Below are 16,980 nucleotides of genomic sequence, written 5' to 3' on the forward strand. Positions count from 1 at the left end.
GTGGAGCCGGGCCATGCCCGGTTCCACTTCAACCAGGGAAGGCGTGTCAGCCCCGCCAGCGCAGCAGGAGGTCGCGCAGCGGGGTCAGCGCGAGGCCCAATCCGGCAAGAACGCCAACCGTGTTGGCGAGGGCGTCCATCGGGTCGGCCATGCGGTCGCGTGTCAGCGCCCCCTGTGCGAACTCGATCCCGATTCCCATCAGCACCAGGCCCAGCCCGACCCACAGCAGCGGACGTCCTTGCCGGAACAGCTGCACGGCACTGCCGGACAGAATGAAGTACGCCAGGAAATGCTCGACCTTGTCGCCGTTCTCCGGCACGGGAATCGGTGGCGGGGGAATCAGGCAGACCACGATCACAAACAGCACGGCCAGCACCCACAGCGCAGTCCATAGACGCGGCCGCCGCAGCGGCTTGATCATGCGCGTCGCGCTCACAGGCGCCAGCTCAGATCGCCCAGCGCGAACGCCGGCTCGAAGTCGATTCCACGCTGCAGGCCGATCGCCTGGAAGCGCTCGCCCATGCCGGTCGGCAGGGTCAGCTTCTTCACCTGGTCGCGCAGCTGGATGCGCCCCACTTCATCGGTACGCTCCTCGGCCAGGCTCAGCACCTGGTCCAGGCCATTGCCGATCAGGAAGCTGGCCTGGCTGCAGTACCCCGCCAGCTCGAAGCCACCGTGCAGGCCCGCTTCGGCCATCGCGGTGAAGTCCACCGAGGCCGTGATGTCCTGCAGGCCCGGCCAGCGATGCACGTCGTTATGCACGTGGTGGCGGTAGAAGGCGCGCACCGTGCCGTCGTCGCGATCGTGCTGGTAGAACTCGCTGCGGCTGTAGCCGTAGTCGATGAACAGCATCGCGCCACGTTGCAGGCCGCCAGCCACTGCCTGCAGCCAGTACGGCAGCTGCGGCAGCACCTCTGAGCGGTATCCGTCGGCGAAGGGCCTTTCGAGATAGCGTTCGATGTGGCGCACGGCGCCGTTGAGCAGAATATCGGCCGGCTGCGCGCCACGGATGAAGTTGCCCTCCGCGTCCAGCTCCACGGTCTCCTCATAGACCTCGCCGTCCCTGATCAGGAAGCGCGGGGTCGGAAGTGCGTCGATCACCTCGTTGGCGAACACCACACCTTCCCAGTCCTCTTCGAACGGACGGTCGATCCAGTCCACGCGCGTGGCCAGCTCTGCCGGCAGCGCCTGTTGCAGGCGCTGCTGCTGGCGCTGGCGCAGGTCGGCACTGGGTTCAAGGATGGCATAACGCGAAGGCACCGCATCCAGCTCGGCCAGCCGCAGCAGCACGGCTTCGGCGAAGGCACCGGTGCCGCCGCCCAGCTCCAGCATCCGCGACTGCGCACCGAGCTGGGCGAACACCGGCGCCAGCGCATTGGCCACGCTGCCGGCGAACAGGCCACCCAGCTCGGGCGCGGTGGTGAAGTCACCACCGCCACCGAACTTGCTGGAACCGGCGCTGTAATAGCCCCACCCGGGTGCGTACAGGCACAGTTCCATGAAGCGGGAAAACGGCATCGCGCCCCCCTGGGCGAGGATTTCAGCGCGCAGTGCGGCGGCCAGCTGGTCGCTGTGGGCCAGGGCGTCGGCATCGGGCAGAGGGAAGGTAGGCTGCATGGCGTCTTCGAATGCGGTGACAATGGTGCACAGGATAGCCGAGCCTTGGAGGACCCTCGATGAGCGAAACCGCCCCCGTGGCCCTGATCACCGGCAGCGCGCGCCGGATCGGCGCCGCCATCGCACGCCAGTTCCACGCCTGTGGCTGGTCGGTGGTGCTGCATGCCAACACGTCCAGCGCCGAGCTGCAGCAGGCCGCCTTCGACCTGGACAACGTCCGTCCGGGCAGTGTGCTGGCCCTGCAGGCCGACCTGCGCGATGCCGGCGCCCTGCCCGATCTGGTCGAGCAGGCCGTGGCCCACTTCGGCCGCCTCGATGCGCTGGTCAACAACGCGTCCAACTTCTTCCCCACCCCGCTCGGCCAGGTGACCGCCGAAGCGATGGATGAGCTGTACGCGGTCAATGCGCGTGCACCGCTGCTGCTGTCACAGGCGGCCGCGCCGTACCTGCGCCGCCAGCAGGGCTGCATCGTCAATCTGACCGATCTGCACGGCACCGACCCGATGCGCGACCATGTGGCCTACACCATGGCCAAGGCCGCACTGGAGATGGCCACCCGGTCACTGGCGCTGGAACTGGCGCCGAAAGTGCGGGTCAATGCGGTCGCCCCCGGTGCGATCCTGTGGCCCGAGCAGGGAAAGGACGATTTCGCCCGCGAGGCCCTGCTGGCGCGCACGCCGCTGGCACGCACCGGCACGGTCGAGGAGATCGCCGAGGCGGTGTACTGGCTGGTGGCCGAAGCCAGCTTCGTCACCGGCCACACCCTGCGCGTGGATGGCGGACGCACGGTGAGTTGAAGTCGGCCGGGCATGGCCCGGCGCTACCGATCTACGTAGGCGAGCGCAGCGGCCCTCATTCCAGGTCAACCACCTCGAATGCCTCGCCAAACTGAGCGTGTGCGCGCCACAGCGCCGCCAGGGCCAGGCCGCTGACCGGGTCGATGAAGTCTGGCGCGATGTCCGCCAGCGGCTTCAGCACGAAGGCGTGCTTCAGCTCGGGGCGCGGAATGCGCAGATGGCCCGGGCCTTCCACGATGTGGTTGCCGTAGAACACCACGTCGATGTCCAGGGTGCGGTCGGAGAAGCGCGGACCACTGCGATCACGACCGTGGGCGTCTTCCAGTGCGTGCAGCCAATCATCCAGCGCCTGCAGCGGCAGATCGGTCTGGATCAGCACGCCATTGTTGAGGAAGGCCGGGCCATCGAAGCCGACCGCGGCCGTGCGGTAGGCCGGAGACACCTGCAACGCGCCGAAGCGCTCGCGCAGGGCCGCCACCGCGGCGTGGAGATGGCGGCGGGGCTGGACGTTGCTGCCCAGGCTGAGGAGCACGGTGGTCATGCGGTTCAGGTGACGGGTCTGGGGGGCGTGGGCATGCCGTCGTCACGGCGGCCTGCCTACAATCCGGGACGCACATGATAGGGCACCGACATGACCTATTGCGTTGGAATCGAGGTGGACCAGGGCCTGGTCTTCGCCGCCGACACCCGGACCAATGCCTCGCTGGACGATGTGCGCGTGCACCGCAAGCTGCACGTGTTCGAGTATCCCGGCCAGGCGGCCTACGTGTTGATGGCGGCTGGCAACCTGGCCACCACCCAGTTGCTGGTCTCGCGCCTGACCCGGGACGCCGGCGAGCGGCGCACGCCCAACCTGCGCGACATGACCCATCTGTTCGAAGCGGCGGCCTATGTCGGTCGCCTGCTGGTGGACAGCCAGGTGCACGGCGGCCACAGCGAGCACGGCCATGACGGCGTCAACACCCAGGCCACGCTGATCTTCGGCGGCCAGGTCGCCGGCGAACGCCCCGGCCTGTACATGATCTACCCGCTGGGCAATGCCATCGCCGCCTCGCCGGAGACCCCCTACCTGCAGATCGGCGAGTCCAAGTATGGCAAGCCGATCCTCGACCGCATCCTCAGCCCGGCCACGCGCCTTGAGGACGCCGCGCGCACGGCGATCGTGTCGCTGGATTCGACCATCCGTTCCAACCTCTCGGTCGGGCTGCCGATCGATCTGGCATTGCTGCGCGACGGCGAGCTGCGGATCGCCCAGCAGCTGCGGCTGGGCGCGGACTCGCCCCTGTACGCGGACATCCACCAGAACTGGTCACGGCGGCTGGAACAGGCCGTGGACAGCCTGCCACGCTTCCCGTGGGAGACCCCGGAACGGCCGGCGTGACCTGCCGCCGGGCCATGCCCGGCGACGCAAATTCAGCCCAGTGCCTCTGCCACAGCGCGGAACACCTGCTGCATCTGCAACGGCTTGCGCAGCACATGCACCTCGATGCCATCAGGGAATGCATCGGCCGGAACGTCCACTGACGCGTCTTCCAGCACCAGCGCCGGCCCCCGGTAACCCAGTCCGGCCATTTCGCCCAGCAGCTGGCTGGCCGGCAGCAGTTTGGAGCCGGCATCGGCGATCACCAGCGCCGGCATCGCCTCCTGCTGCATCCAGCGCAACGCCGCCGGTCCATCGGAAGCCAGCTGCAGCTGATATCCCTGGCTGGACAGCGCATTGCCCAGCAGCGACAGGCGCGTGGCTTCGCCATCGACCACCAGGATCGACTGGCCACTGCCCAGTGCCACCAGCTGCTCGATCGGCTCGCCGCTCTCGATGGCGTCACGCATCGGCAGGCGCAGCTCGAAACAGGTGCCCTGCCCCGGCTGGCTGGTGACCGTGATGCTGCCGCCAGCACCTTCGACGATGCGCTTGCAGGAAATCAGGCCCAGGCCGGTACCGTCCGCCTTGGTGGTGAAGAAGGGATTGAACAGATGCGAGAGCGTATCGGCATCCATGCCAATGCCTTCATCGGCCACGGCGATGCGCATCCAGTCCACACCGTCGCGCTCGCCGGCATGGCTTGCGGTCAGGCTCAGGCGGCCGCCGCTGGGCATTGCCTGGATCGCATTGAGTGCCAGGTTCAACAGCACCTGCTGCAGCTCGGTGTAGTTCGCATCGACCGCCAGGCCCTCATCCTCCACCTGCAGGTGCAGGCGCACCGCATCGGGCACGTTGCTGCGCAGCAGCAGCGCCACCGCGTCGAACAGGCCGTCGATCTGGACGCGTTCGCTGGGCTTGCGCGAGCCACGGACGAACGACAACATCGATTCCGCCATTTCATGACCGCGGCGGCCGCACTCGGCGATCACATCCGCAAGGTGGTGCAGCTGCGGATCATCGGTGCGCGCCTTCAGCAGGTCCGGCATGATCAGCAGCGGCTGCAGGATGTTGCGCAGGTCGTGGCTGAGGCCAGCGGCGAGCAGCGAAAGGCTTTCCAGCCGTTGCGCGCGCATCAGCTCGGTTTCCACGCGCGAACGCTCCACCGCGCTGCGCGCCTCGCGGATCGCACGGGCCACCGCCGACGGCAGGCGCGCTGGCTGGTGCTTGATGATGTAGTCGTTGGCGCCCTTCTGCAGCGCCGCCACTGCATTCTCCTCACCCATCGTGCCCGAGACGAAGATGAAGGGAACATCCGGCGCCGTCTCGCGCACGATGCGCAAGGCATCGTCGCCGGAGAAACCCGGCATGCTCAGGTCGGACAGCACGATATCCGGCTGGAAGGAGGCCAGCGCCTGGCGCAGTTCCGCCTCGCTCTCAACGCGCTCGAAGCGGGCTTCCAGGCCCGCATCCAGCATCTGTTCGGACATCAGCTCGGCGTCTTCCGGCGAATCCTCCACCAGCAGGATGCGCAGTGCCCCGAGGGAGGGACCGGTCAGGGGCATGGGCTTACTCGAGTTCCGGTGCCTGGTTGATCAGTGCCCAGAACTTGCCCAGGGTCTGCACGGCACCGAAGAACTGGTCCACGTCCACCGGCTTGACCACGTAGGCGTTCACGCCCATGTCCCAGCTGCGGGCCAGATCGCTCTCTTCGCGCGAGGACGACAGGATCACCACGGGAAGGCGCTTGAGCTCCTCGTGCTCACGGATCTGCCGCAGCACTTCCAGGCCGTCCATGCGCGGCATCTTGATGTCCAGCAGCAGCACCGCCGGCAGGCCCTCCTCGCGGCTGGCGAAGGTACCGCGCCGCAGCAGGTAGTCCATGACCTCCACGCCGTCCTCGACGTGCACGATGGGATTGGCCAGGCGGGCTTCCTGCAGGGCGTCGATCGCCATCTCGGCATCGGCCGGGCTGTCTTCGGCAAGAAGGATGGTGCGCAGAGTCGTCATGCGGAGGGACCTTGTTTGTCCGCGTCGAGCGCGGGAGGCAGGTAGAAGTGGAAGGTTGCGCCGGCGTCCGGCTCGGCTTCGGCCCAGACCCGGCCTCCATGACGGGTCAGCACGCGGCGTACGCTGGCCAGGCCGATGCCGGTACCGGGGTAATCACTGGCCTTGTGCAGGCGCTGGAACACGCCGAACAGCTTTCCGGCATAGGCCATGTCAAAGCCTGCACCATTGTCGCTGACCGTGAACTGATGGCCGCCATCAGGCTGCGGCTGGTAATCCACGCGGATCTTCGCCGGTTCGCGGTTGCTGGAATACTTGACCGCGTTGCCGAGCAGGTTCAGCCACACCTGGCGCATCATGTTCTCATCGGCCACCACGATCGGCAGCGGTGCGATGTTCCATTCGACGTGATGGACCTGGCCACTGCTTTCAGCCTCGGCCTGCAGGTTGGAATCGAGCATCGCACGGGTATCGGACACCAGCGACTGCATGTCCACTGCCTGCTGGCGCATCGCTGCGCGCCCCAGCCGCGAGTAGACCAGCAGATCGTCGATCAGCGTCGCCATGCGCCGCGCCGAGCTGGAGATCACCCCAAGGTAATGCAGGCTCTTCTCGTCGGCGCTCTCGCCCAGGTGGCGCGACAGCTTGTCGGAGAAGCCGGCAACGTGGCGCAGCGGCGCGCGCAGGTCATGCGACACCGAATAGCTGAATGCTTCCAGCTCGCGATTGACCTCCGAGACCTGCGCCACCTTGCCTTCCAGCTGGCGGTTCAGTTCCTCCACACGCGACTGCACGGCGCGCTGCACGGTGACATCGCTGACGGTCAGCAACACCACTTCATCGTCGGTATCCGGCAGCGGCATGCGCCGCGCGTTGAGCAGCATGTAGCGCACCACGCCCTCGGAGGTGCGCTGTTCGTGCTCGAAGTCCCACAGCTCGCGCCCGCGCAGCAGCACATCGACCAGGCGCTGGCGCACGACGGCGTCCCGCCAGGCGCCGTCGCCGACGTCATCCAGCAGCAGGCCATCGGCACGTTCGTCCTGCAGGCCGTACAACTCGGCAAAGGCCGGATTGTGCAGCTGCACGCGCAGCTCGCGGTCGAGCAGCACGATCGGCTCACGCACGGTCTGCAGTACTGAGGCAGCGCGCGCGGCCGAGCGCAGCGACTGCCGTTCGGCCTGCAGGCGCCGACCGATCTGCCGCTGCAGCAGCCAGAGCACCAGGCCAAGCAGCGCCAGCTGTACCACCAGCGAGCTCCACGAGACGAATTCGGTCTGCCTGCGCTGCCGCGCAGCCTGTTCGGCCCGCTCGGCCAGCAGCGCCTGCTCGCTGTTCTGCAGCTCTTCAACCACGCTGCGGATCGGGTAACGGGTGCTCAGGTCCTGTACCAGCGCGCGCTGGTCACTGTTCGGTTCGGCCTTGGCCAGCGCGCGCGCCACCGCCAGCCGCCCTTCCAGCATGGACTCGATGCGACCGATGCGGATCAGCTGCTCAGGATTATCGCGTGTCATCCGGCCCAGCTCTGCGAGTCGGCCGGGAATCTCGTTGGCCTTGGCCATGCGCTCGCGCAGGCCGGGCGCGTCCACGCCCTTGGACAGCGTCAACGCCGCCGACTCGACATCGCGCACATCGGCCTGCAACTGTTGGAGCGCCACGCCAACCGCCTGCGTATGCGTCACCCAGGCCATGGCTTCTTCGTTCTCACGCTGAAGCTTGCGCTGGGTCAACCACGGCACGACGATGATCGCGGCGGCGGCCAGCGCCAAGGCCGGCAATCGCCAGCGATCCCAGATGTCGTCACTGAACACCAGCGCCATAGTTCCTCATCAGCACGGCCGCAGAGGGATGGGCCCGGACAGGCCCAGCTGCGGCGGAACCGGCAATATAGCGCAGGCGGTCACACCTCTGGAACGTCTGGCCCCGGCAGCTGAACGCTCCAGAAAACACCATGGGTGGAGCCGGGGCTGGCCCGGCTCCACCGTCATGCAGCTGTACTGCGGCGCCCCGGCGGGGCGGCGCACGGGATCAGCGCTTGGCCGCCGCGTTGACCTTCAGCGCGCTGGCGTCAACGCGGGTGACGCCCTTGATGCCCTTGGCCGTGGTGACGGCCTTGTCATGCTCGGCCTGGGTCGCCACCGTGCCGCTGAGGCTGACGACGCCATTCACGGTTTCCACCTTGACCTCGGTGCCCGGCACATTGCTGCTGGCAAGCAGGTCGGCCTTCACCTTGGTGGTGATCCAGGTGTCGGTCACCGGCTCGTTGGAGTCGTGGCGATCGGCGTGGGTCATCGCCGAATGGTCGGTGGCAGGCGGACTCTTGGCTGCCGGATCCTTGGCGAATGCAGCCGAGGAGGACAGCGCCAGGCCCAGGGTGAGGGCCGAAGCAATCAGCGTACGGGTCGGGTTGTTCATCGTGTGTTACCTCCTGCGGAATGTGGGGCCAGTGTGGCCGCAGCGCCGTGCAGCAGGCGTGGCGCTACGGTCACGCCGCCGTGAATCGCGCCGGTTTTCAACGCAACCGTTCAGCTTTGGATCCTGGCCCCCGTCGTTTACCCTGCATGCCTGATCTGCGCGGAGCACTGCCATGCGCCCTGACCTGCAACTGGCCCTGATCGGGTACGGCCTTGCCGGCCGCGTTTTCCACGCGCCGCTGATCCAGCACACGCCGGGACTGACCCTGCACAGCGTGGTCAGTTCGCAGCGCGACCTGCTGCTGCGCACGTTCAGCGATGTACACGTGCGCGCGGCACCCCAGGACGTATTCGACGATCCGGCGGTGGACGCGGTGGTGATTGCCACGCCGAATGACCAGCACGCACCATTGGCGATGGCAGCGCTGGCCGCAGGCAAGCATGTGCTGGTGGACAAACCCTTCGCACTGGACGTGGCCGAAGCCGAAGCCGTGCTGGCGGCGGCGCGCGATGCAGACCGCATCGTCACGGTGTTCCAGAATCGCCGTTTCGACGCCGATTTCCTGACGCTGCAGGCCTTGCTGGCCGAAGGTGCGCTCGGCGAAGTCGCCGAATGCCATGCGCATTTCGATCGCTACCGCCCGCACGTGCGCGAGCGCTGGCGGGAGCAGGAGGGGCCTGGCAGTGGCCTGTGGTACGACCTTGCACCGCATCTGCTGGATCAGATGCTGGTGCTGTTCGGCTGGCCGCAGGCGATCGACGCGGACCTGGCGGTGCAGCGCGAAGGCGGCAGCGGCATCGATTACTTCCATGCGGTGCTGCATTACCCGAGGCACCGCGCGATCCTCCATGCCGGTTCGCTGGTGGCGGCACCGACGCCTCGGTTCGCCGTGCACGGCAGCCGCGCCAGCTGGATCAAGCAGGGCCTGGACGTACAGGAAGCACAGCTGCGCCGCGGCGTTGCGCCGGGCGCGCCGGGCTGGGGCATCGACCCGCGTCACGGCGAGCGGGTGTACTGCGATGCCGAGGACAACGTGCAACGCAGCACGGTCGACAACCTGCCGGGCGACTATCGCCGCCTGTATGCCCAGTTCGCTGCGGCGATGCAGGGTGACGGTGAACCCACGGTCAGCCCATTGCAGGCGCTGCAGGTAATGCGCTTGCTGCAGGCTGGCAGGGACAGCGCTTGCGAGGCCCGGCGCATCGCACTGAACTGATCGCGGTCCGCGGCCCGGAACCCCACGGCAGCGCCGAAGGGCTCCGGTCCTGGCGCTTACGACTTCTTGATCGCATGCCCACCGAACTCGTTGCGCATCGCCGCCAGCAGGCGGTCAGTGAACGAATTCGACTCGCGCGACCGCAGGCGTTCCAGCAGCGAGAGCGTGATCACCGGCGCCGGCACATCCAGCGCGATCGCTTCGGCCACGGTCCAGCGGCCTTCACCGGAATCCTCCACGTAGGGGGCGATGCCATCCAGCGACGGATTGCGCTTGAGCGCCTCGGCACTCAGGTCCAGCAACCACGAACGCACCACGCTGCCATGGCGCCAGACCTCGGCAACCTGCGCCAGGTCCAGCTCCATGTCCTGCTTGCGTTCCATCAGTGCGAAGCCTTCGGCGTAGGCCTGCATCATTCCGTACTCGATGCCGTTGTGGACCATCTTGGTGAAATGGCCCGCACCGGGAGGACCGACGCGTGCCCAACCCCGATCCTCCGCCGGCGCCAGTGTGCGCAGCAGCGGCGCAACCTGCTCCACCACCTTCGCCTCACCGCCGACCATCAGGCTGTAGCCCTCCTGCAGGCCCCAGATGCCGCCGCTGGTGCCGCAGTCGACGTAGCCCAGGTCGTCCTCGGCCAGCGCCTTGGCGCGGCGGATCGAGTCCTGGTAATTGGAGTTTCCGCCGTCAATGACGATGTCACCCTCGGCCAGGTGCGGGGTCAGCTGGCCGAGCGTCTGGTCGACCGTTTCGCCCGCCGGCACCATCAACCACAGCACGCGCGGCACCGGCAGCGCGGCGACCGCGGCGGCCAGCGAATCGACTACTTCGATGCCGGCCTCCGCGGCGCGCTGGCGGGCGCCTTCGCCCGGGTCGTAGCCGACCACGCGGTGGCCGCCGCGATGCAGGCGCTGGGCCATGTTGGCGCCCATGCGGCCAAGGCCGATCATTGCAATATCCATTGTTTCACCTTCAGTTGGGGTCTAGGGTCAGGCTGCCTGGCCTGCCGGTTGACGCACAGTGGCGCAGCTGCGCCTCGCGCCAACGCCGGTAGAGCGTGGTATGCAGATTGTGCACCGCCAGGTCGATCGAAAACGGCGTTCGTGGATTGCGGTCGAGCAGCCGGGCGATGTGGTAGCCGATGGGACGTATACCGCGCGGATGCACGTAGATCACGAACTGCTGGTAGAACGGATCGTCCAGCACCTGGTCCATGCGTGCCAGGCGGGCGTGGTAGCGCGCTGGAAGGCGCGCCCGCAGTCCGGGGTCGCGTTCGAACAGGAGCCGCTCGAAATAGCGCCGCCCCACCCGCGGCAGCCCCTGCGCCAGTTGCCACAGCTCGGCATTGCGCTGGTCGTACCAGGCCAGGCCTCCGTGGCGGGCAAGCGCCTGTGCGGCATCCGGCCCGACGTCGACCACGACGAAGTTCTCGGCCTGGTTGCTCAGATCGTCCAGCGTGCTCTTGTCGTACACGTGTTCGATGAAGCCGGGCAGGCCCGCGAAGGCCTGACGTCCCCTCACCGAGGTGCGCACGGCTTTGCCGTCGGCAAGGAAGTCGCCCGCATGCGCACCGAGCAGGACACTGTCGGTGCCGTGCAGCGCGATGAAGGTGCCGATCGACAGTTCGCCTGCGGTGAACTCCGCGTCGAACGCAGCATCGCCATACAGCTCACGCTGCGTTGCCAGCTGCGCGACCTGGCGGCCGACACCGCATTCGGCACGCACCGCACCGCCGTAGAACGCCTGCAGCGCGCGGCTGTTGCCATCCACGGGAACGTAGCCGCGGCCGAAGCTGCGCACGCGTTGCCACCCCTGCGCCCGTGCGCCCTGCATCCCGAAGCCGATCCAGCCCAGCTGTGCGCCGGAGAAGCGGAACTGCGGGTTGCCCTGCAGCGACGTGGCGGCCCGCCGGGTCGCCGCGCCCAGTTCGAAGGCATAGGCACAGACCGTGGCAGGATCCTCCAGCAGCTGCTGCAGCAGCGCCTCGCGCTGCGCCCCGTCCAGCGTCTGCGGCCATCGCACACGCAGATCACCTGCGGCCTGCGCCTCGGCCAGCGATGCCCGGGTGCACACCGGGCCACCCTGGATCTGCGGCGCACTGACCGCAGCCACTTCAAACCGCCAGCCCAGCCGCTGCAGCAGGCCCTGCGTACAGTCCGCGGCCGCCGCCGCGCTGCCTGCCGGCGAAGCCAGCAGCAGGGCCATGACCATCAACCCACGCCGCACGCTCAACCCTGATCCGTCGCCGCCGCCGGCTCCGATACGGGGGGAGCGGGCAGCCGTTCCGGAACCGGCGGCGCCTCACCGGGGGCGGCCGGCAGGTACTGCTGCAGGCGCTGGAAGAACCGGCGGTAGAAGTCGGCATCGGTGATGGTGCTGCTGGCGACCTTCACCAGGGAATCGTCATTGCTGCCGAACGGCAGCGATACCGAACCCAGCGCGCCCACGCCCACGCTGGCCGAGGTCGGGCTCTTCTTCAACGCATAGCGGTCCTGCACCGCGCTGACGAACACCAGCGACTGGCTGCCACGCGGCGCGCAGGAGATGCGGAGTACCAGTTGCTCGTGATCGTCCTCGCGTGGCTGGAAGTTCTTGCTCCCCTCCACCTGCGCGTCATCGACGCGGGCGATCGCATAGCCCTGGCTGAGCAGGGCCCGTCGCGCCGCTTCACAGGCATCGGCCGGGCGGCTGTCGACCGTCCGGGAGAAGGTGTCGCCGGAATCGAAGGACTCGCGCAGCACGGTGCTGTCGGCGGCGCGGCCACCGCAGGCCGACAGGATCAGGGCACTGGCAATACCGACGGCAACGCTGCACAGAGGGGAGACCCGCATGGGAACTCCTGCGAGAAAGGTAGCTGCTAGGGTAGTCCCGCCCCCGTGTGCGGCAGGTCGACAGCACCGCTGGCGGCACACGCTGTTGCTCCCGGTTCATGCACCGGCAGCGCCGGGCATGACCCGGCGCTGCCCGTCAACGCAGACGGGGCCGGCATTGCCGGCCCCGTGGGGTACTTAATGTCACGCGTGGCTCAGTCGGCCCAGCGACCGGCCCCGGTGGACTGCGGCAGCACCTGCGCCGACAGCGGGCGATCATTGGCCAGCAGATTCACCGCATCGGCCAGGATCGCAGCGGATTCACGCAGCAGCGGGTCCGGTCGCTTCTCGGCGGCCTTCTCACGGGCGGCATCCTTGACGATATCGCGCTCGTTGCCGGTCAGGCCGTCATCGCTGCTGTCATCGGCCAGCGGATCCAGGGCCAGGCCCAGCTCCTTGCGCATGATCTGGCGCTCCTTGCGCTGGGTGTCCTGGCGTTCCCGCTCGGCACGACGCGTCGCTTCATTGAGCGAGACATACTTCTTCGCCGCTTCGGCACGGAACTGCTCGACATCCTCGTTCCACCACACGAATTCCTTGTCGGTGGCGATGCGTGCCTCGTGGCGGGTTTCCAGCTTCGGCAGCAGCGGCGCGAAGTTGCCGTACTGCGTATGCGGCACCGCGGCGATGCGGGTCCACGGCAGGGCATTGTCGTAGGTGCTTTCGCCGAACTCGGTGGCATCGACGCTGGCGGGGAACGCCAGGTCCGGCACCACGCCCTTGTGCTGGGTGCTGCTGCCGCTGATGCGGAAGAACTGGGCGATGGTCAGCTTGACCTGGCCGAAGCGCTGCGTTTCGCCGCTCGGCCAGCGATCAAGGTCGACGATGTTCTGCACGGTGCCCTTGCCGAAGGTGGTCTCGCCGATCACCAGGCCGCGGCCGTAGTCCTGGATGGCACCGGCGAAGATTTCCGACGCCGAGGCCGAACCACGGTTGACCAGCACGGCCAGCGGGCCGTCCCATGCCACGCCCTGATTGCGGTCGCTGTTGACGGTGATGCGGCCGCCCGATTCACGCACCTGCACCACGGGGCCCTGTTCGATGAACAGCCCGGTCAGTTCGATCGCCTCGTCCAGCGAGCCACCACCGTTGTTGCGCAGGTCCAGCACCACGCCGTCGAGCTTGTCGTTCTTGAAGCCCGCCAGCAGCTTGGCCACATCGCGCGTGGCCGACGCGTAATCGGCGGCATTGCGGCGACGGCCCTCGAAGTCCTGGTAGAAGGTCGGCAGCTTGATCACGCCGATCTTCCGTGCCGGCTCGCCGTTGGCGGCCGGAATGGTCATGGTTTCACCCTTGGCGGCCTGCTCGGCCAGGCGCACCTTCTGCCGGGTCAGGACCAGGGTGTGATGCTTGCCATCGGCGCCCTCCTCGGCCGGGATGAACTCCAGCTTGACCTGGGTATCCTTGGCACCGCGGATCTTGGCCACGACGTCGTCGATGCGCCAGCCGATCACATCCTCGACCACGCCGGACTTGCCCTGGCCGACGCCGACGATGCGGTCACCCGGCTTCAGGGTGCCATCCACGGAGGCCGGTCCGCCGGCGATGATCTCGCGGATCACCACCATGTCGTCCTGGCGCTGCAACTGCGCACCGATGCCTTCCAGCGACAGCGACATCGCCTGGTTGAAGTTCTCGGCGGTACGCGGAGTGAAGTAGTCGGTGTGCGGATCGACCGCACTGGTGTAGGCGTTGAGGAAGAACTGGAAGACATCCTCGCCCTTCAGCTCGTTGACCGACTTCTCCAGCGTCGCGTAGCGCTTGTCGAGCGTCTTGCGGATGTCGTCCGGCTTCTTGCCGGCCAGCTTCAGGCGCAGCCAGTCATTCTTGACCGACTTGCGCCACAGTTCATCCAGCTCGGCATTGCTGGCCGCCCACGGCACCTTCTTGCGGTCGTACTCAAAGCGCTCGTCGGTGGTGAAGTCCGGCTCCTGCCTGAGCAGCTTGCGTGCGTAGGCCACGCGCTCGCCTACGCGCTGCTTGTACACCGCGAAGACCTGGAAGGCCGGCTCAAGTTCACCGCCACGGATGGCATTGGCGATGTTCGCCTCGAAGGGTGCGAAGCGCGCCACATCGGCCTGGGTGAAGTACTGCTTGCCGCCGTCCAGGGTCTCCAGGTAACGCTTGAACACATCCTTGGAGGTGGCTTCATCGAGCGCACGCGGACGGTAGGCGTACCGGCTGTCGGACAACAGGCCGTACACCAGCTTGGAGGTGGTCACCTGATCGGCGGTCGCCGCAGCCGGCAGCGCCGGCGAATCGGCCTTGGCCGACAGCGCCAGCGGCGCTACCAGCGCCAGGGCCATCAGGAATGCGGGGGCTTTGAATTTCATGAACGTGCTCGAAGGCGCCTTGCCAAGGGGGAGACTGCGTGGTGTTCAGACATCACGACAGTGCCGAAAGTTGCCGGGTTTGTCACCCGTCCGCATCCGGTGGAAAACCAGCCTAGCGGGGCCGGTGTAGCAAATTGTGAATGCAGGCGAAGGCGTGCGGACCAATGGTCCGCGCCCACCAAGGTGGTAGGCACGCCCATCGGTAGCGCCGGGCCATGCCCGACGAGCGCAGCGGGAAAGAACCGCCGGGCATGGCCCGGCGCTACCGGTCAGGAGACTCCGGCGCCCTTGGCCTGCACGTCGGCGTGGTACGAAGAGCGCACCATGGGGCCGGAGGCGACGTGGCTGAAGCCCAGCTCATAGCCGTAGTCTTCCAGCGCCTTGTAATCCTCGGGCGTCCAGTACTTCAGCACCGGGTGGTGGTGCGCGGTCGGCTGCAGGTACTGGCCGATGGTGATCATGTCCACGTCGTGGGCACGCAGGTCACGCATCGTCGCCTTGATCTGCTCGAAGTCCTCGCCCAGACCCAGCATGATGCCGCTCTTGGTCGGCACCTGCGGGTGCTGGGCCTTGAAGTTCTTCAGCAGCGTCAGCGACCACTGGTAGTCCGCGCCCGGGCGCACGTTGCGGTACAGGTCCGGCACGGTCTCGATGTTGTGGTTGAACACGTCCGGCGGGTTCTGCGCGAGGATGTCCAGCGCGCGCTCCATGCGGCCCTTGCCGCGGAAGTCCGGGGTCAGCACTTCGATGCGGGTACCCGGCGACTTCTCACGGATGGCGGTGATGCAGTCGACGAAGTGCTGGGCACCGCCGTCGCGCAGGTCATCGCGGTCGACACTGGTCACCACCACATACTTCAGGCCCATGTCGGCCACCGTCTGGCCGAGGCTGGCCGGCTCGTTGGCATCCGGCGGCTTGGGCCGGCCGTGGGCGACGTCGCAGAACGAGCAGCGGCGGGTGCAGACCTCGCCCAGGATCATGAAGGTCGCCGTACCGTGGCCGAAGCACTCATGGATGTTCGGGCAGCTGGCTTCCTCGCAGACCGTCACCAGGCGGTTCTCGCGCAGCTTGGCCTTCAGGTTCTGGACCGCATTGCCCGAGGGAATGCGCACGCGGATCCAGGAGGGCTTGCGCAGCACCGGTGCATCGGCGAACTGAACCGGCGAACGGTTGATCTTGTCCCCGCCCAGCTGCTTGACGCCGGCCTGCAACGGTGCGGCGGTCGGAATGTCGCCCTGCACGATCTGCAGGGGAATGGTGCGGGCAGTGGTTTCAGTCATGGCAGTTCCGGGGAGCGGTCACGCGGCCGCAGAGAGATCAGGCAGTTCGGGCACGTGCTGCAGCCGCAGGCCGAACTGGCGGGCCAGCTGTTCCAGCAGCACCGTCTTGACGGCATCCATCCCGGACGGCCCGCCCAAGTCTACCACCGAGGTCACCTGCAGCCCCTGATAACCACAGGGGTTGATGCGGTGGAAGGGTTCCAGGTCCATGGCCACGTTGAAGGCCAGGCCATGGAAGGTGCAGCCACGGCGCACGCGGATGCCCAGCGCGGCAATCTTGGCATTGCCAACGTAGACGCCCGGGGCACCTTCGCGGCGTTCGGCACCGATGTTCCATTCGGCCAACGTATCGATGATGGCCTGCTCGATGCGGCACACGTAGTCGCGCACGCCGATGCCCAGGCGCGGCAGGCGCAGCAGCGGGTAGATCACGATCTGCCCCGGCCCGTGGTAGGTGACCTGGCCGCCGCGGTCCACGTGCAGCACCGGGATCGCCCCCGGCGCCAGCACATGCTCGTCCTTGCCGGCCTGGCCGAGGGTGAACACCGGATCGTGTTCCACCACCCACAGCTCGTCGGTCGTCTCGTCAGCGCGCTGATCGGTGAAGCGCTGCATCGCCCGCCAGACCGGCTCATAGGCCTGGCGGCCAAGGTCGCGCACCAGCGCCGGACGCGGCGGGCGGTTTTCCGGAGCGGCGTCGGCCGGGCAGCTGTCGGCTACAGCGTCCACTTCACTTCCGGGTGATCGCGCAGCGCCCGATGGGCGGCGTCGTACTGTTCGCGGGTCTCGGCCTTGAACACCAGCCGGACCGACACGTACTTGCCATTGGACGAATGCTTCCAGCTGATGCGCTCGTTCACGACGTCGAGGCCTTCGGCCTGCAGCAGTCGGGGAAGCTCATGCTCCAGGCCGCGGTTGGCCGGGCCCATGGCGCTGAGCTCGAACTGGCCGGGGAACTGGAAGCCGTGGTCGGGGTTGTCGGACTTGATTTCCATGGACCCATTATCGGGCCGCAGGGCAACAAACCCAAGAGTATTCATCCAGGTCAACACGGACACCGGCAGGCCGCTGCGTTGCACCTGAATTTC

At 67.4% G+C, this 16,980-nt stretch carries 17 protein-coding genes; 3 read left to right on the forward strand and 14 right to left on the reverse strand.

The features are described from left to right. Positions 1-46 precede the first annotated feature (46 nt). Together AC5P76_RS17560 and AC5P76_RS17565 are read right to left on the reverse strand one after the other, a co-directional pair. Entirely contained in the window at positions 47-421 is a 375-nt protein-coding gene (locus tag AC5P76_RS17560) for a VanZ family protein (protein ID WP_065175153.1), read from the reverse strand. Between the two features lie 11 nt (positions 422-432). After that, entirely contained in the window at positions 433-1,617 is a 1,185-nt protein-coding gene (locus AC5P76_RS17565; RefSeq protein ID WP_180877152.1) for a class I SAM-dependent methyltransferase, read from the reverse strand. A gap of 59 nt (positions 1,618-1,676) precedes the next feature. Between AC5P76_RS17565 and AC5P76_RS17570 the strand changes: the two genes are divergently transcribed. Further along, the gene (locus AC5P76_RS17570) at positions 1,677-2,414 is read left to right on the forward strand and encodes a pteridine reductase (RefSeq protein WP_053519294.1); all 738 of its coding nucleotides are present in this window, start codon (positions 1,677-1,679) and stop codon (positions 2,412-2,414) included. A 55-nt stretch (positions 2,415-2,469) separates the two neighbouring features. Here the strand turns inward: AC5P76_RS17570 and folK are convergent, their stop codons facing one another. Then, positions 2,470-2,955 (reverse strand): 2-amino-4-hydroxy-6-hydroxymethyldihydropteridine diphosphokinase, encoded by a 486-nt coding sequence (gene folK / locus AC5P76_RS17575; protein WP_065175155.1) that lies wholly within the window; start codon positions 2,953-2,955, stop codon positions 2,470-2,472. 90 nt (positions 2,956-3,045) lie between these two features. Between folK and AC5P76_RS17580 the strand changes: the two genes are divergently transcribed. After that, complete coding sequence (locus tag AC5P76_RS17580; protein WP_053519299.1) at positions 3,046-3,795, forward strand: proteasome-type protease; 750 nt, start codon at positions 3,046-3,048, stop codon at positions 3,793-3,795. Positions 3,796-3,827: 32 nt separating this feature from the next. Here AC5P76_RS17580 and AC5P76_RS17585 read toward each other — a convergent pair whose 3' ends face one another. The 4 genes from AC5P76_RS17585 to AC5P76_RS17600 form a co-directional block, all read right to left on the reverse strand. Beyond that, the gene (locus AC5P76_RS17585) at positions 3,828-5,339 is read right to left on the reverse strand and encodes an ATP-binding response regulator (protein ID WP_065175156.1); all 1,512 of its coding nucleotides are present in this window, start codon (positions 5,337-5,339) and stop codon (positions 3,828-3,830) included. Between the two features lie 4 nt (positions 5,340-5,343). Continuing rightward, complete coding sequence (locus tag AC5P76_RS17590) at positions 5,344-5,784, reverse strand: response regulator (protein ID WP_053519303.1); 441 nt, start codon at positions 5,782-5,784, stop codon at positions 5,344-5,346. Then, positions 5,781-7,598 (reverse strand): sensor histidine kinase, encoded by a 1,818-nt coding sequence (locus AC5P76_RS17595; protein ID WP_053519305.1) that lies wholly within the window; start codon positions 7,596-7,598, stop codon positions 5,781-5,783. Before AC5P76_RS17595 ends, AC5P76_RS17590 begins: the two co-directional genes overlap by 4 nt. A gap of 208 nt (positions 7,599-7,806) precedes the next feature. Beyond that, entirely contained in the window at positions 7,807-8,193 is a 387-nt protein-coding gene (locus AC5P76_RS17600) for a BON domain-containing protein (protein ID WP_053519307.1), read from the reverse strand. A 172-nt stretch (positions 8,194-8,365) separates the two neighbouring features. On the opposite strand from AC5P76_RS17600, the gene AC5P76_RS17605 reads away from it, so the two are divergent. After that, on the forward strand, positions 8,366-9,409 hold the full coding sequence (locus AC5P76_RS17605; RefSeq protein ID WP_253120104.1) for an oxidoreductase: 1,044 nt from the start codon (positions 8,366-8,368) through the stop codon (positions 9,407-9,409). Between the two features lie 56 nt (positions 9,410-9,465). On the opposite strand, the gene gnd is transcribed toward AC5P76_RS17605, so the two are convergent. From gnd to AC5P76_RS17640, 7 genes are all read right to left on the reverse strand, one after another. Further along, positions 9,466-10,371 carry a phosphogluconate dehydrogenase (NAD(+)-dependent, decarboxylating) gene (gene gnd / locus AC5P76_RS17610; RefSeq protein WP_053519312.1) on the reverse strand — a complete coding sequence of 302 codons (906 nt, stop codon included), beginning with the start codon at positions 10,369-10,371 and terminating at the stop codon, positions 9,466-9,468. Positions 10,372-10,381: 10 nt separating this feature from the next. Then, the gene (locus AC5P76_RS17615; RefSeq protein ID WP_065181762.1) at positions 10,382-11,620 is read right to left on the reverse strand and encodes a hypothetical protein; all 1,239 of its coding nucleotides are present in this window, start codon (positions 11,618-11,620) and stop codon (positions 10,382-10,384) included. 17 nt (positions 11,621-11,637) lie between these two features. Further along, positions 11,638-12,240 (reverse strand): DUF2242 domain-containing protein, encoded by a 603-nt coding sequence (locus tag AC5P76_RS17620; RefSeq protein WP_053519316.1) that lies wholly within the window; start codon positions 12,238-12,240, stop codon positions 11,638-11,640. 194 nt (positions 12,241-12,434) lie between these two features. Then, complete coding sequence (locus AC5P76_RS17625; protein ID WP_053519630.1) at positions 12,435-14,612, reverse strand: carboxy terminal-processing peptidase; 2,178 nt, start codon at positions 14,610-14,612, stop codon at positions 12,435-12,437. Positions 14,613-14,881: 269 nt separating this feature from the next. Then, positions 14,882-15,892: a lipoyl synthase gene (gene lipA / locus AC5P76_RS17630; RefSeq protein WP_065175161.1), complete on the reverse strand. Its 1,011-nt coding sequence runs from the start codon at positions 15,890-15,892 to the stop codon at positions 14,882-14,884. A gap of 18 nt (positions 15,893-15,910) precedes the next feature. Continuing rightward, entirely contained in the window at positions 15,911-16,621 is a 711-nt protein-coding gene (gene lipB / locus AC5P76_RS17635) for a lipoyl(octanoyl) transferase LipB (RefSeq protein ID WP_053519632.1), read from the reverse strand. Beyond that, positions 16,609-16,887, reverse strand: a complete 279-nt coding sequence (locus tag AC5P76_RS17640) for a YbeD family protein (protein ID WP_053519645.1) — start codon at positions 16,885-16,887, stop codon at positions 16,609-16,611. Before AC5P76_RS17640 ends, lipB begins: the two co-directional genes overlap by 13 nt. Positions 16,888-16,980: the final 93 nt, after the last annotated feature.

The organism is Stenotrophomonas sp. YJH_SMC_36 (assembly GCF_059369935.1).

Excerpts from the sequence above, each read along its gene's own strand:
- AC5P76_RS17570 (WP_053519294.1), top strand. The coding sequence starts at position 1,677 with ATGAGCGAAACCGCCCCCGTGGCCCTGATCACCGGCAGCGCGCGCCGG.
- lipA (WP_065175161.1), bottom strand. The coding sequence starts at position 15,892 with ATGACTGAAACCACTGCCCGCACCATTCCCCTGCAGATCGTGCAGGGC.
- AC5P76_RS17620 (WP_053519316.1), bottom strand. The coding sequence starts at position 12,240 with ATGCGGGTCTCCCCTCTGTGCAGCGTTGCCGTCGGTATTGCCAGTGCC.
- AC5P76_RS17640 (WP_053519645.1), bottom strand. The coding sequence starts at position 16,887 with ATGGAAATCAAGTCCGACAACCCCGACCACGGCTTCCAGTTCCCCGGC.
- AC5P76_RS17560 (WP_065175153.1), bottom strand. The coding sequence starts at position 421 with ATGATCAAGCCGCTGCGGCGGCCGCGTCTATGGACTGCGCTGTGGGTG.
- AC5P76_RS17615 (WP_065181762.1), bottom strand. The coding sequence starts at position 11,620 with ATGGTCATGGCCCTGCTGCTGGCTTCGCCGGCAGGCAGCGCGGCGGCG.
- AC5P76_RS17580 (WP_053519299.1), top strand. The coding sequence starts at position 3,046 with ATGACCTATTGCGTTGGAATCGAGGTGGACCAGGGCCTGGTCTTCGCC.
- AC5P76_RS17565 (WP_180877152.1), bottom strand. The coding sequence starts at position 1,617 with ATGCAGCCTACCTTCCCTCTGCCCGATGCCGACGCCCTGGCCCACAGC.
- AC5P76_RS17605 (WP_253120104.1), top strand. The coding sequence starts at position 8,366 with ATGCGCCCTGACCTGCAACTGGCCCTGATCGGGTACGGCCTTGCCGGC.
- AC5P76_RS17625 (WP_053519630.1), bottom strand. The coding sequence starts at position 14,612 with ATGAAATTCAAAGCCCCCGCATTCCTGATGGCCCTGGCGCTGGTAGCG.
- folK (WP_065175155.1), bottom strand. The coding sequence starts at position 2,955 with ATGACCACCGTGCTCCTCAGCCTGGGCAGCAACGTCCAGCCCCGCCGC.
- AC5P76_RS17600 (WP_053519307.1), bottom strand. The coding sequence starts at position 8,193 with ATGAACAACCCGACCCGTACGCTGATTGCTTCGGCCCTCACCCTGGGC.
- AC5P76_RS17595 (WP_053519305.1), bottom strand. The coding sequence starts at position 7,598 with ATGGCGCTGGTGTTCAGTGACGACATCTGGGATCGCTGGCGATTGCCG.
- AC5P76_RS17585 (WP_065175156.1), bottom strand. The coding sequence starts at position 5,339 with ATGCCCCTGACCGGTCCCTCCCTCGGGGCACTGCGCATCCTGCTGGTG.
- AC5P76_RS17590 (WP_053519303.1), bottom strand. The coding sequence starts at position 5,784 with ATGACGACTCTGCGCACCATCCTTCTTGCCGAAGACAGCCCGGCCGAT.
- gnd (WP_053519312.1), bottom strand. The coding sequence starts at position 10,371 with ATGGATATTGCAATGATCGGCCTTGGCCGCATGGGCGCCAACATGGCC.